The following is a 13467-nucleotide window of genomic DNA, read 5'->3' on the forward strand; positions in this document are numbered from 1 at the left end:
CCGCCGCCGCGACCGCGCCCCCGACCGGAGCCGCCGACACGACACGTCCACCCCTCGCCCAGCCCGCGTCATGCACCGACGGGACGCCGCCCGGACCCACCGCGCGAAGCGCCACGGTGGACATCGCCATTCTCGCGGCCGCCGCCGCGACCGCGCCCCCGACCGGAGCCGCCGACACGACACGTCCACCCCTCGCCCAGCCCGCGTCATGCACCGACGGGACGCCGCCCGGATCCACCGCGCGAAGCGCCACGGTGGACATCGCCATTCTCGCGGCGGCCGCCTCGGCCGCGTTCTTCGCGGCGCAGGATCTGCTGGTGTTCCGGCGCCTGGAACTCGGCGGCGCACCCGCCGCTCTGACGGGAACCGCGGCACTGACCGCGGCGCTGGTGCCGGCGGCCCTGCTCGCGCGCCCCGGCGGCGGGACGACGGGACCGGCGCCCATGCCCCGGGACCCGGCCCTGCCCCTGCTGCTGCTCGCCGTCGCGGCGGCGAGTGCCGGGCTGGCGGTGGCCGCCGACACCCGGCAGCTCGTGGTCTCCCTGGCCCTGGCCCTGGGCTGCGCGGCCGCCGGCGTGTCGACGCTAAGGGCCTCCGGATTCCGCGGCACCGCCCTGCCCGCGCTGCTCGGAGGTCTGGCGGGGATCGGCACCGTGGCGCTGGCCGGGCGCTTCCTGGACGCCGGGGACGCGCTCGCCGTGGCCTCGGCCCTCCCCCTGGGCCGCGCCGCTCTGCTGCTGCTCGGTGACGGGACCGCACGCCGCGCCGAAGTCTCCCCGGCGGCGCCGCCCACGCTGGAGGTGCGGCGCCTGACGGTGCGCCACAAGAACCGCCCCCGGGTGACCCGGCTGCGACTGTCCGTCGCTCCCGGAGAACTGGTCGTCCTGCACGACGGACTGCCGGGCCGCAGAGGAGGATCCGCCCTGCGCGCGATGGCCGGGATCCCGCGACCGTCCCCCGGCCGCTGCACGATCCTCGGCCACGACCCGGCGCGCACCGACGCGGCGACGCGCTGGCGGCTGGGCCTCTGCGCGCTGCTGGACCCGCACGACGGTGCCGTGACCGGCGCGCTGCCGCAACTCGCTTCGCCCACCAGCGTGTCCGGCGCACTGCGGGCCGCCGTGGCGCCGCTGGACGCGGCACGGGCCGACGAGCTGTGCCGGGCCGCCCACGCCGCGTTCCCCTTTCTGGCGGCCCGCGGCGACGACCCGCCCGCCGCACTCGAACCGGCCGAACGCTGTGTGCTCGGCCTCGCCCTGACCCTGATCGCCCGGCCGCGGCTCCTGCTGTTCGACCTCACCGGTCCCGGCACGCCGCAGCTCGCGGCCGACCCGGACGTGGCCGACCTGCTGCGCCGGATCACCGCCCACGGAACCTCCGTACTGGTCGCCACGACACAACCGTCACCCGTCCTCGGAGGCCGCACGGTCGGCCTCTCCACCGGCCGCCGGGCACCGCGCGCACGGCCGGTCCCGCGCAGGCGAAAGGCAACGACATGAGGTGGTGGTCCTCCCCCGGCCGGCCCGGCGGGGCCCTGGTGACGGCGGCCTGCGTCCTGGCGCTGTCCGGTACCGGCACGGCTTCGGCCGCCGACGCACGGGGCGCGACGGCCAGGTTGTCGGCCGCGGTCGATCTCACCGAGGGGCAGAAGGTCACCGTCACGGGGGCGGGCTTCCGCAGCGGACTCACCTCGGTGGCGGTCGGACTGTGCAAGAAGGGATACACCGGCAACACCGACTGCGACCTGGCGGGCGGGGCAACGCTGGTGAACATCGGCGGCTCGGGCAGGCTCCCCACGATCACCCTCACCGTGCACGCCCGCTTCGCGGGTATCGACTGCCGGACCGTCCAGTGCGTGGTGGGCATCTCCCCACTGCCGACCGGCACTCCGGCCGCGCTGCGTCCCGCCAACACCGTCGACATCCCGGTCGGCTTCCGGGGCGGGACCACCCGGGGCGAGTCCTCGGGTGCGGGGCGTGCCGTCACCGCGACGACGCCGGACGGCACCGTCGCGTCGTCGGATTCCCGCTGGCGCGGCCCCTCGACCGTCCTGTGGGGCGCTTCGACCGCGCTCACCGCGCTGTGCGCGGGAGTGGCCCTGCTCAGATTCCGCCGTGTCCGGCACGACGGCGCAACCCCTCTTCCCGACACCGGAGGTACCTCGTGAACCGCGTCCTGTCCCGCACCGGCACCGGGGCCGCGGCCCTGGCCGCGGTGCTGGCGGTCTGTCCGGCGGCGACACCCGCCGCGGCCGCCGCGACCCTGACCGTGAGCAAGACCACCGGGCTCGCGCCCGGTGACACCGTCACCGTCTCCGCCAAGGGCCTGAGCCCGAGTCAGGCGTTCGTCCCGCTCGGTCTGTGCAAGCCGGACCCGACCGGTCCGACCGACTGCGACACGGCGACCGCGCTGATCGGCAAGACCGACAGTTCCGGTGTCTGGCACCTGTCCTCCGGCAACGCGACCTCCGCCCGTCTGAAGATCCTCGCGAAGGCGGGCGGCGCGGACTGCACCTCCAAAGCGGGTGCCTGCGTGGTCGCGGTGTTCATCTCCGCCAGCAACGAACTCGCCCAGGTGCCGCTGACCGTGGGCGCCTCCGGCTCGGGCTCGGGTTCGCCCTCCCCCAGTACGTCGGCCAGTCCTTCCGCGTCCGGCTCGGCGAGCACCTCCGGCGGCAGCACCTCCGGTTCCTCCGGTTCCTCCGGTTCGACGTCGGGGGACTCGGGCTCGGCCTCCGGGTCGACGGAGAGCCTGCCGCAGACGGGTTCCGTGGACGGTGTCGCGGTGGCCCTGCTGGCCGGCGGGACGCTGCTCATGGGCGGCGCCTCGTTCCTGCTCCTGGTACGGCGCAGGCGCGACGGGGCGGCCTGACCCCCCGCGCCTGCCCGGCCCGAGGGAGCGGGAAGCCCCCTCGGGCCGGGTCTCACCCGGCCGCGTGCCGGGCGAGGGCGGCGCAGGCGTCGTCGAGCGCGATCACGTCCGCGTACTTGGAGTCCAGGTCGAAGAGGTTCGCCTCGTGCGGCCCGGGATCCCGGTCGGCCACGGCCTCGCGGACCACCAACGGCCGGAATCCGTACTGGAGGCCGTCCAGTGCGCTGGCCCGGACGCAACCGCTGGTCGAGAACCCGCCCAGTACGAGGGTGTCCACGCCCCAGGAACGCAGCGTCCCGTCCAGGCCGGTGCCGAAGAACGCGCTCGGGTAGTGCTTGAACACGACGGAATCGCTCGCGCCGGGCGGGCACGCCGTGGTGAATCCGGCGTACGGGGCGCCGGCCCGGAAGGCGTCGAGACCGGGGACCTTGCGGGCGAAGTGCGGTGCGTCGTCGGCGGGTTCGCCCGGGTAGCGCACGGCCGTGAAGACCACCGGCAGCCGTGCGGCGCGGGCCGTGTGCGCCAGCCGCCGCATGGCCGCGAGGGCGTCGGCGGCAGTGTCCAGGAAGAGAGCGGCGCCAGGATCCGCGTACGCCCGCACGGGGTCCACGAGGAGGACCGCGGGCCGCTCGCCCCAGCCGACGCGGCGGCCGAACCCGGCCGCGTGGTAGTCCTCGCCGAGAGGACCCGACACCATCTCAGATCACCCCCTCCGCCGCCAGTTTGCCGACCCGCTCGTCGCTCAGGCCGAGGAGCCCGCGCCACACCTCGTCGTTGTGAGCGCCGAGTTCGGGACCGGCCCAGCGCACGGCTCCGGGGGTGGCGGAGAGCCGGGGGACGACGTTCTGCATGGGCAGTTCGCCGAAGTCGGGATGCGGGACCCGGACGATCGCCTCGCGCGCCGCGAAGTGCGGGTCGGCGAGCATGTCGGCGGCCGTGAAGGTCTTGCCCGCCGGTACGCCCGCCGTGTGCAGGGCCTGCAGCAGGGGGACCGAGTCCTGGCCGGACGTCCAGTCGCCGATGATGTCGTCCAGTTCGGTCTGGTGCGCGCCCCGGGCGCCGTGGGTGGCGTAGCGCGGGTCGGCGGCGAGGTCCTCGCGGCCCATCACCTCGGTGAGCCGGCGGAAGACGCCGTCCTGGTTGGCGGCGATGAGGACGACGGCGCCGTCGGCCGTCGGATAGACGTTGCTGGGGGCCACGTTGGGCAGCACGGGCCCGGTCCGCTCGCGCCGGTAGCCGCCGATCTCCCACTCCGGCAGCAGGGACTCCATGTAGGCGAGCACCGCTTCGTAGAGGGCGGAGTCGACGATCTGGCCGCTGCCGGTGCGCTCGCGGGCGTGCAACGCCATCACAGCTCCGTAGGCGGCCATGGTGCCGGCGAGCGCGTCGCCTAGGGAGACGCCGGTGCGGGAGGGCGGCCGGTCGGGTTCGCCGGTGATGTGGCGGATCCCGCCCATGGCCTCGCCGATGGAGCCGAATCCGGCGCGCGGCGCGTACGGGCCGCTCTGTCCGTATCCCGTGACGCGTACGAGGACCAGCCGCGGATTGATCGCGGCGAGCCGGTCGTGGCCGAGGCCCCAGCGTTCCAGGGTTCCGGGCCTGAAGTTCTCCACGAGGACGTCGGAGCGGGCGACGAGTTCACGGACGAGTTCCTGGCCCTCGGGGCGGCGCAGGTCGCAGGTGACGGACTTCTTGTTGCGGGCGACGACCGGCCACCAGAGGGACTTTCCGTAGGGACGCTCGCGGCCCCACTGGCGCATCGGGTCGCCGCCGCCCGGGTCTTCCAGCTTGATGACCTCGGCGCCGTGGTCGCCGAGGAGCTGGCCGCAGAAGGGGCCTGCCAGGAGGGTGCCGGTCTCCAGCACACGGATGTCGGACAGGGGTCCAGTCATGACGGCAGTCTAAATTTGGGAAACACTGTTTCGCTAGAGGAATCGAAGCGGCAGAATGTCGGCATGGAGATCTCACCGGGGGGCGCGTCCCCGCAGGCCGTCGGAGTGGTCGAAGTGGCGCCGCGGGACGGGCCGCGGAACGAGAGCGCGGTCCTCTCCCCCGCGCAGCGCGCGGAGTTGGTGTCCCGCGCGGTCGCGGCGGGCGCCCGCCGGGCGGCCGCCGCGGGCACCGGGACCTGGCCGGGCACCCTCGTCGGCCGGGACGCGCCGGCCCTGCCGGGGCGCGCCTGGGACTTTCCCGCCGGGTCGCGGCCCGGCACGGCGTGACAGGGGGACGGGACGACATGGGTGCTCATCCGCACGGCTGGTGGATCCTGCTCCACCTGGTGCTGTTCGTCTTCTGGCTGGGCGGCGATCTGGGGGTGTACGTCTCCAGCCGTTACGTCCTGCGGGCGGACCTGCCCTTCGTCGCCCGGTCGACCGCGCTGCGGATCATGGGCGTGCTCGATCTCGGCCCGAAGATCTGCCTGGTCCTCTTCCTCCCGAGCGGCATCACGCTGATGGCCCTGGACCCGCACGGTGCCCCCGGCCTGCTGAACGGCTGGACGGCGGCGGCCGCGTGGGCCGCGGCCGCCTGCTGGCTCTGGCTCACGGTGACGGACCATCACCACCCCGGCCACCGGCCCTGGGTCCGGCGGACGGACTGGACCGTGCGGATCGCGCTGACCGGAGCCCTGCTGGCCACCGGGCTCTACACGCTCCTGGCGGCCGAACCGTTCGGCGTGGACACGCATCCGCGGTGGCTGGGCGCCAAGGTGGCGCTGTACGCGCTGGCCATCGCGTCCGGCCTCGGCATCCGGCTCAGGCTGCGGCCCTTCGGCCCCGCCTTCACCGCGCTGGCCACGGACGGCTCGACACCCGCGACCGAACGCGCGCTGCGCGCGGCGGTCAACGGGTGCGTCCCGTACGTGGCGGGCATCTGGTCCTGCGTTCTGGCCGCCGCGGCCCTCGGCGTGCTGAAGCCGGGGGCCCGGCTGTGAACCGGCCCCGGGTCAGTTCACGCCGGGCCGGTAGCCGAACTCGGCGGACAGCCGCTCCACGGCGGCCAGGAGCAGCGGGGCGCACTCGGCCATGCGCGGCTTGAAGCGGGTCTGCGGCCCGGCGACGCTCACCACGGCGATCACATGGCCGTCGTGTCCGAGCACCGGAGCGGCGACAGACGCCGAGCCGGCCTCACGCTCGCCGACGGAGGTGGCGTAGCCGCGGCGCCGCACCGCGGCGAGTTCCTTGCGCAGCTTGTCGGGGTCGGTGATGGTCCGCTCGGTGAGCTGGTCGAGGGCGTGCCGCTCCAGGTAGCCGTCGACCTCCGCGTCGGGCAGGAAGGCGAGCATGGCCTTGGAGGAACTGCCCGCGTGCAGCGGGAGGGGGATGCCGAGCGCGACCTCCATGCGCAGCTCCCGGTCGGGGACGACCTGGTCGACGTAGAGGCGGGTGTCACCGCGACGGATCGACAGGGTGGCGGTCTCCTCGCACTGCCCGGCCAGCCGGCGCAGTTCGGGGGCGGCGAGGATACGGAGGTCCGTACGGGCGAGATAGGCGCGGCCGAGCGAGATGGCGGCGGGCCCGAGCGCGTACCGCCGGGTGACGGGGTCGGCGATGATCAGGTCGCGGTTGCGCAGGGCGGTCAGGATGCGGTGTACGGCGGCCTTGGTGATGCCGAGTTCCTGGGCGATCTCGGTGATGCCCAGGTCGGGCCGGCCGCTGCGACCGAAGAGCAGGAGCACGTCCATGGCGCGCTCGACTGCGGCGATCGACCTGCTGGTGTTCTCCTCGGTCACAGCGTCCTCGGTGCGTTTCGGGTGCGTGGAACAGCCGCCGGGCGGCTCCTGGGGCTGGCGAACAGCATAGGCGCCGATTTCCCTCTGCGAAACACCGTTCAATGGGCGCCCGTCCGTGATTGACACCCACTCGGACCCGTCGTTACGCTCTTCGTTACAACGTTCCACTGAGGGAAACAATAGAGACCCAACGAGAACGGGGGTGGCGATGACAACCGCCGTGGACGGGAGCACCTTTCGACAGGTGCTGGCCCGCTGGCCCAGCGGCGTCGGGATAGTCACCACGGCCGGCGAGGCCGGCCGCCACGGCATGACCGCGAGCTCCTTCAGCAGTGTCAGCCTGGATCCGCCGCTGGTCCTGGTCTGCGTCGACCGGCGACTGCGCTCCCACGAACTGCTCGACCGCAACGGCGTGTTCGCCGTGAACGTGCTCGGCCGCGACCACATCGATCTCGGCCGTCGGTTCGCCGGAATGGAACCCGAGGTGACCGACCGTTTCGCGGAGGGAGACTGGCTGCCCGGTGCCACCGGCAGCCCGGTCCTGACCGACGCGGCCGCCTGGGTCGACTGCCGGGTGCGCAACGGCTACCCGGGCGGCGACCACACCATCTTCGTGGGCGACGTGGTGGCCGCGGGCGTACCGCGCATCACCTCGCCCCTGCTGTTCCACTCCCGGGCCTGGGGTCAGCTCGCCGACCCGCTGCCCCAGAGCGTCGGGATCACGGACACCGGCCTGGCCCGCACCCTGCACGACCAGGGCGCGGCTCCGCGGCGGGGCGCCCGCCTGGTGGCGACGGTCCGCGCGGCGGGAATCCCGGTCGTCGTACCCCACGGCGCGCTGCACACCGCCCGGCCCGCGCTCCGCGGGACCGACGCGCCCGGCGCCGAACTCCGTACACCTCCGCGGCCCCGCCGCACCGGCCTGCGCCACTGCACGCACCACGCCGGGCCCGCCGGCGGTGCACGTGCGCAGTGCCGCCCAGGCGGCCGACGCCTCCGCAGCGGGCTGCCCCCGCGTGGAGGTGACCGTCCCGGCCGACGGGGCCGGAACAGCGGCACGGGCCGTCATCCGGGCCGTCGCGGGATCGGCGACCACCGTCGTCGCCCGGGTCCACGACGCGCTCGCCCCCGACCGCGCGCGGGCCGTCCTGCACACGGTCGCCGCGCTCAAGGCCGCGGGCTGCGCGGAGATCTCGCTCGTCGAGGCCCGCCCCGGTCCTGGCGCCGCGAACACGACCGGCGCCCTGGACGGATCACCGCTCCATCTGCGCGCCCTGCTCCAGGACGTGGTGCCCCAGGCCGACGGCCTGCCGCTCCGGCTCGCCCTGCGCGACCACCACGGGCTGGGTCTGGTCAACGCCCTGACCGCCATGAAGAGCGCGGTCCGCCACTTCGACACCGGACTCGGCCGCTGCGGCGGCCTGCTGCCCACCGAGCGTCTGGTCCTGCTCTGCTCCCGCATGGGCGTGGCCACACCGGTGGGCCCCGAGGTCCCGCGCTCCTGGGTGAACGAACTGGAGCGGATGCGCTACGGCCGCCCGCTGCCCGCGCGGACCGCTCCCGACCAGTGAACCTCCGTACCCACGAGCACCGTCCGAGGAGCCGCCGCCGATGACCGCACCACGCCTGACCGGAGAACTTCTCGTCGACGCCATGACGCCGGAGGAACAGGCCCGCGCGCAGCGCGTCGAGAAGGTCCTGCCCGCACTGCGCGCCAGTGCCGCCGAAGCCGACGCGAAGGCCGAGTTCCCGGCCGGACATGTCGCGCTCCTGCGGGACGCCGGACTGCTGGGACTCGTCGTGCCGCAGAAATACGGGGGGCTCGGGGGCACCCTGCGCGATCTCGCCGCGGCCACCTTCGCCATGGGCACCGCCTGCCCCTCCACCGCGCTCGCCTACTTCTTCCACAACACGAGCGCCTCCCGGGGGCTGCTGCCCCTGGAAGCCGTCCGCGCGGGGCTCTTCCACGACGACGAGACCGCGGAGGTCACCGCCTTCGCCGAGCGGGTGCTGACCACCATGGCCGCCGGCACCTGGCTCGGGAACTTCGCCAGCGAGTCGGTGAAGAGCTCCACCGCGAACATCGCCATCGCCACCACGGCCGAACAGGCCCCCGGCGGCTGGCTGCTGACCGGTGAGAAGTCCTTCGGCTGCGCGACCGGCGTCGCCGACACCTATCTCGTCACGGCACGACTGGCGGGCACCGAAGGGCCGGACGGTCTGGCCCTGTTCCTGGTGCCGAGGACCGCGCCCGGAGTCAGCTCCCGCGACTCCTGGAACGGGCTGGGCATGCGCGGGAGCGCCAATCACGGCATACGGCTGAGCGACACGTTCGTCCCGCACGCGGAGGCACTGACCGTGCCGGGCGCGTTCACCCGGATGCTCCAGGTCAGCCGGGGCAGTTTCGTCGGCAATCAACTCGCCATCGCCGCCGTGTACACGGGCGCGGCGCAGGCGGTGTACGACCACGCGCTGGAGCGTCTCACCCGCGCGACTTTCGCCGACACGGGCCGGCCGATCGCCTCCAGCCCCATGCACCAGGTGCTCATCGGCGACATGACCCAACGCCTGGAGACCGCGTACCTGTGGCTCCGGCGGCAGCTGGACCTGGAGACGTCCGAGCCGCCCCTGCGCGGCAAGTCCGAGGTCTTCACGCAGTGGCGGCTGGGCAAGGGCTCGGTGACCGAGGCCTGCTTCGACGTGGCCGTCGCGGCCCTCAAGGCCTGTGGCACGTCCGGAGCCACGATGGACGGGACGATCGGCCGCACGGTCCGCGACCTCGCGATGGGCCTGGTGATGACCTTCCCCGCGGAGCGGGGCCGACTGGAGGCCGCGAAGATGGCCACGGACTCCCTGGAGAACGCGCTCTTCGCCAACCTGGAGGCAGGCCGTTGAACACCCCCTCACCAGTCAACAGCCAGGAGAAGGAAGGTGACTTGGACCTGGAGGAGACCTCGGACCTGGTGGACGGCGACTGGGAGGCCTGCCGCGACCCGCTCGGTCCGGCCCTGGAGAATCCCGCCACCGGCGCGACGGTCCGTCCCGCCCTGGGCAGTTCGGCCGCGCGCGCCGAACGGGCCCTGACGGCGGCCGACTCGCTGCACACCACCCACTCCTGGGCCTCGCTCTCCGCCACCGAGCGCGCCGACGCCCTGGACACGGCGGCGGCAGCCGTCGAGGAGCGCGTCGGAGCCATCGTGCGGGCCGAGTCCTTCGCCACCGGCGTTCCGCTGGCACAGACCTCCGGCCTGGGCGTCATCGTCGGCGGCGCGTTCCGGCTCGCCGCGGCCCGCCTGCGCGCCGGTGTGCTGCGCTCCGAGGCGTTGCGGCCGGACGGGCGCGCGGTCGAGGTGCGGCGCGCTCCGCTGGGACCCGCCGTGTGTGTCGTGCCGTACAACGCGCCCGCGCCGATGGCCGCGCACAAGGCGGCGAGCGCCCTGGCGGCGGGCTGCCCCGTCATCGTCAAGGCACCGGAACTGGCGCCGTACGGAACGCAGTTGCTCGTCCGTGCCGCCGCCGAGGGGCTGGCGGCGGCCGGGGCTCCTTCGGGCGTGCTCCAACTCCTGCACGGCGACGGGCAGATCGGGGCCCGGCTGGTGGCCGACGCCCGCGTCCGCGTGGTGTCGTTCACGGGTGGCACGGCGGCGGGCAGGACGGTGGGCGCCGCGTGCGGCCAGGGGCTGAAGCCCGCGCAGCTCGAACTCGGCGGGAACAACCCGCTCGTCGTGATGCCGGACGCGGACCCCGCGGTGGCGGCCCGGATGGCCGCCGAACTCCTGACGACGCTCAACGGCCAGTGGTGCCGTGCCCTGGGCCGGCTGATCGTTCCGTCCGCGATGCTGTCCGGCCTGCTGGCGGACACCGGCGCCGTCCTGGCCGGCTTGAAGGCCGGCGACCCGCTCGACGCCGCCACCGGGTACGGGCCCCTCGCCCACTCGGGCCATCACCGGCGCGTCACGGCGGCGGTCGACGCGCTCGTCGCGGCGGGTGGTACGCCGCACACCTTCACCGAGGTCCCGGAGGCCGGCAGCTTCCTCGCGCCGGTCCTGCTGACCGGTGTCCCCGAACAGGCGGCCCGCGAGGAGGTCTTCGGCCCCGTGGCCACCGTGCACGCCTACGACAGCGAGGACGAGGCCGTCGACCTCGCCAACAGCACCGGATACGGACTGGAGGGCTATGTGACCGGAACGGACGAGGACGCCGCCCTCGCGATGGCACGCCGGATCAGGGCGGGCGAGGTGAAGGTCAACGGCTCCTCGCTGATGAGCCTGCACCTGCAGACCCCACGGCCCGCGTGGGGGCTGTCCGGCCTGGTCGACGAGGGCACCGACGAGACGCTGCTGCACTTCACGGGCAGCCGGGTCACCGGCGTCGAGGGCGCCTTCGCGCTGCACACCGGGCCGGGCCCCGGAGCCGCCGCGGGCGGACCCCGGTGACGGGCTCGCCGCCCGGCGGGCGGGTCCTGGTCGCCGGGGCGGGTCCGGTGGGGCTGACCGCCGCACTGGTGCTCGCCCGCGGCGGGGTGCCGGTCACGGTGCTGGAGGCGGGCCCCGGGCTCTCCGCCGAGTCGAGGGCGTCGACGTTCCACCCGCCGACCCTGGAGATGCTGGAAGACCTCGGTGTGCTCGGCCCGGTGCTCGAACAAGGCCTGGTCGCAGGGACCTTCCAGTACCGCGACCGGCGCACGGGCCCGGTCGCGGACCTAGACCTGGCCGTGCTCGCGCAGGACACCCGGCATCCCTACCGGGTGCAGCTGGAGCAGGGCAAGCTGACGCCCCTGCTCCTGCGCGCGCTGTCCCGGCTGCCGGGAAACGAGGTGCGGTTCGGCGCCCGGGTGTCCGCGGTCCGCCAGGACGCGCACGCGGTTGACGCCGTCCTGAGCGACGGGACGACAGTGTGCGGCTCCCATCTGGTCGCCGCCGACGGCGCGCATTCAGCGGTGCGCCACTCACTGGGGATCGGCTTCGAGGGCATGACCTACCCGGAGCGCTTCCTCGTCGTGTCCGTCGAGGACGACCTGGCGGCGGAGCTTCCCGGGCTCGCCCCGATCGCCTACGTCATGGATCCCGACGAATGGCTGGTCCTGCTGCGGACCCCGGATCACTGGCGGATTCTGCTGCCCACCTCCGGCGACACCACGGACGCCGCCGAACTGGCCCGGCTGCCCGACCGGTTGAGCGCTCTGCGCGCATCGGCCGGCGGCCGGGCGGGACCGCCGTGGCGGGTCGTCCAGGCCGGCCTGTACCGCGTGCACCAGCGGGTCGCCGACACGTTCCGGCGGGGCCGGGTGCTCCTGTGCGGGGACGCGGCACACGTCAACAACCCGCTCGGCGGCATGGGCATGAACAGCGGCATCCACGACGCGGTGCTGATGGGCACCGCGCTCCGCGCCGTCGTCACCGGGCGGCCCGGCGCGGACGAGGCACTGGACCGGGTCGCGGCAGTGCGGCGGGACTGCGCGCTGACGTACGTCGGAGCCCAGACGCACCGCAACTGGGAACGGCTCAGGGTCCGCGACCCCGCGCGGCGCTCCGCTCTCGCGGCCGAGCTGCGGGCCACGGCGGCCGATCCGGCGCGCGCCCGGCAGATGCTGCTGCGCAGTTCGATGATCGCGTCCCTGCGGACGGCCGAGACCGTCGGCTGTGCGGCACCCGCGACGCCGCGGCAGGTGGACCGTGCCGTGGCCGCCGCCGGGCGGGCCGCCCCGGACTGGGCGCGGACGGCGGTGTCCGACCGCGCGGCCGCGCTGCTCTCCGCCGCGGCCACCCTGGAGGCGGCGGCGGAGACGGACGCGCCGCTGCTCGCACGGGAGTCGGGCAAACCACTGACCGACTGCCGTGGTGAGATCGCGTTCTCCGCGGCGGTGCTGCGCTGGTACGCCGACGCGGCACCCGGTCTGCTCGCGGACCGCCTCATCGACGACGCACAAGGCAGACTGCCGCGGTCAGGAGCGGCCACACTGGTGCGATGAACTTCGGGGCGGGGCTTGGCGAGGGTGGCTGGGACGATGACGGAGCCCTCCGGGCTGCGCTTGGGCGTACGGCCGAGGGGCTCGGGCTTGACCTACCCGAGTCGGACGGGAAATGGGGTCGCCTCGCAGAGTACGTCGACGCGAGGAGCGGTCGGCGCGTGATGGTGTATCCGCCCGGAGAAGGGCGTCGGACTCTCCAGGTGAACCTCCAGGACAACGGCACACGTCTGGCCTGTGGGTGGACCGCAGACCTGGCCGAAGTGGTCAGAGCGACAGCGGCGTGGACGGGCGGCGCGGGCCTCGAGGAGACCAGAGCGCGCGCCCCGTTCATCCGCTTCAGGCCCTGGACCCTCGTCCACGAGCGGGAGCCGTTCGGTGCGGTCGAGTTGACGTGGTGCGCCAAGCTCGACCGCATCCACATGCCGCCGTACGACCGGCACCCACGCCCCCACGCGGTGCTGGCGGCGGCGTACGCCCAGCCGGTGCTCCGCCAGCTGATGCCGGTAAACAGTCACTTCAACCTCTGGTTCTCCACCAGTGTCGAGGAGTTCTGGAAGACGCGGGTCGGGTACATCATCTGCCCGTACGACGAGGGGCTGTACGGGGTGCGGAACGAAGGCAGGCTGGTTGCGCGCACCGAGACGCCGGAGGAAGCCGTCGCTTTCGTGGTGGCCGCCCTCCCGGAGGGGTTCGGGCCGGCGAGCTGAGGCTAGAGACCGCGGGCAGCGCGTGGGGCTTTGCAGCACGGGAGGTCGGGACCACCGCCCTGACATGCTGAGGGCAAGATCCTTAAGACACGCCCTAGTGCTGGATTCCTCATTGGATGTACACATATCGGCGCCGCAGGAGGCGGGTTGGTGGTGCGGGTCTTCCCCATATCCAGGGCCGGGCTCGG

General features: G+C 74.0%; 12 protein-coding genes and 2 pseudogenes. 11 read left to right on the forward strand and 3 right to left on the reverse strand.

Translation table 11 applies throughout. The features are described 5' to 3' along the window. The 3 genes and pseudogenes from ACFWBT_RS36200 to ACFWBT_RS36210 form a co-directional block, all read left to right on the forward strand. Nucleotides 1-1499, forward strand: a pseudogene (locus ACFWBT_RS36200) (hypothetical protein); the annotation flags it as partial. Further along, nucleotides 1496-2167, forward strand: coding sequence for a neocarzinostatin apoprotein domain-containing protein (locus ACFWBT_RS36205; protein ID WP_385707222.1), 672 nt, complete (start codon nt 1496-1498; stop codon nt 2165-2167). The pseudogene ACFWBT_RS36200 and the gene ACFWBT_RS36205, both read left to right, overlap by 4 nt. After that, the gene (locus ACFWBT_RS36210; protein WP_385707223.1) at nt 2164-2871 is read left to right on the forward strand and encodes a neocarzinostatin apoprotein domain-containing protein; all 708 of its coding nucleotides are present in this window, start codon (nt 2164-2166) and stop codon (nt 2869-2871) included. Before ACFWBT_RS36205 ends, ACFWBT_RS36210 begins: the two co-directional genes overlap by 4 nt. A 52-nt stretch (nt 2872-2923) precedes the next feature. Here ACFWBT_RS36210 and ACFWBT_RS36215 read toward each other — a convergent pair whose 3' ends face one another. Continuing rightward, nucleotides 2924-3568 (reverse strand): isochorismatase family protein, encoded by a 645-nt coding sequence (locus ACFWBT_RS36215; protein ID WP_385707225.1) that lies wholly within the window; start codon nt 3566-3568, stop codon nt 2924-2926. Nucleotide 3569: 1 nt separating this feature from the next. Continuing rightward, on the reverse strand, nt 3570-4763 hold the full coding sequence (locus ACFWBT_RS36220) for a CaiB/BaiF CoA transferase family protein (RefSeq protein ID WP_385707227.1): 1194 nt from the start codon (nt 4761-4763) through the stop codon (nt 3570-3572). A gap of 63 nt (nt 4764-4826) precedes the next feature. On the opposite strand from ACFWBT_RS36220, the gene ACFWBT_RS36225 reads away from it, so the two are divergent. Both ACFWBT_RS36225 and ACFWBT_RS36230 read left to right on the forward strand, forming a co-directional pair. Continuing rightward, on the forward strand, nt 4827-5090 hold the full coding sequence (locus ACFWBT_RS36225) for a hypothetical protein (protein WP_385707229.1): 264 nt from the start codon (nt 4827-4829) through the stop codon (nt 5088-5090). A 17-nt stretch (nt 5091-5107) separates the two neighbouring features. Next, on the forward strand, nt 5108-5803 hold the full coding sequence (locus ACFWBT_RS36230; protein ID WP_385707230.1) for a hypothetical protein: 696 nt from the start codon (nt 5108-5110) through the stop codon (nt 5801-5803). Between the two features lie 12 nt (nt 5804-5815). Here ACFWBT_RS36230 and ACFWBT_RS36235 read toward each other — a convergent pair whose 3' ends face one another. Beyond that, nucleotides 5816-6601 (reverse strand): IclR family transcriptional regulator, encoded by a 786-nt coding sequence (locus tag ACFWBT_RS36235; RefSeq protein WP_266765417.1) that lies wholly within the window; start codon nt 6599-6601, stop codon nt 5816-5818. A gap of 310 nt (nt 6602-6911) precedes the next feature. On the opposite strand from ACFWBT_RS36235, the pseudogene ACFWBT_RS36240 reads away from it, so the two are divergent. From ACFWBT_RS36240 to ACFWBT_RS36265, 6 genes and pseudogenes are all read left to right on the forward strand, one after another. Continuing rightward, nucleotides 6912-7229, forward strand: a pseudogene (locus ACFWBT_RS36240) (flavin reductase family protein); the annotation flags it as partial. A 337-nt stretch (nt 7230-7566) separates the two neighbouring features. Next, entirely contained in the window at nt 7567-8172 is a 606-nt protein-coding gene (locus ACFWBT_RS36245) for a hypothetical protein (RefSeq protein WP_385707241.1), read from the forward strand. 40 nt (nt 8173-8212) lie between these two features. After that, nucleotides 8213-9496 (forward strand): acyl-CoA dehydrogenase family protein, encoded by a 1284-nt coding sequence (locus ACFWBT_RS36250; RefSeq protein ID WP_385707233.1) that lies wholly within the window; start codon nt 8213-8215, stop codon nt 9494-9496. Nucleotides 9497-9537: 41 nt separating this feature from the next. Next, on the forward strand, nt 9538-11037 hold the full coding sequence (locus ACFWBT_RS36255) for an aldehyde dehydrogenase family protein (protein WP_385707235.1): 1500 nt from the start codon (nt 9538-9540) through the stop codon (nt 11035-11037). Next, the gene (locus tag ACFWBT_RS36260) at nt 11034-12572 is read left to right on the forward strand and encodes an aldehyde dehydrogenase family protein (protein WP_385707237.1); all 1539 of its coding nucleotides are present in this window, start codon (nt 11034-11036) and stop codon (nt 12570-12572) included. The genes ACFWBT_RS36255 and ACFWBT_RS36260 overlap by 4 nt, the downstream gene beginning before the upstream one ends. 161 nt (nt 12573-12733) lie before the next feature. Further along, on the forward strand, nt 12734-13279 hold the full coding sequence (locus ACFWBT_RS36265) for a DUF6193 family natural product biosynthesis protein (RefSeq protein ID WP_385707239.1): 546 nt from the start codon (nt 12734-12736) through the stop codon (nt 13277-13279). The last annotated feature ends 188 nt before the right edge of the window (nt 13280-13467 follow it).

It is taken from the genome of Streptomyces sp. NPDC060027, assembly GCF_042737005.1.
Classification (GTDB): domain Bacteria; phylum Actinomycetota; class Actinomycetes; order Streptomycetales; family Streptomycetaceae; genus Streptomyces.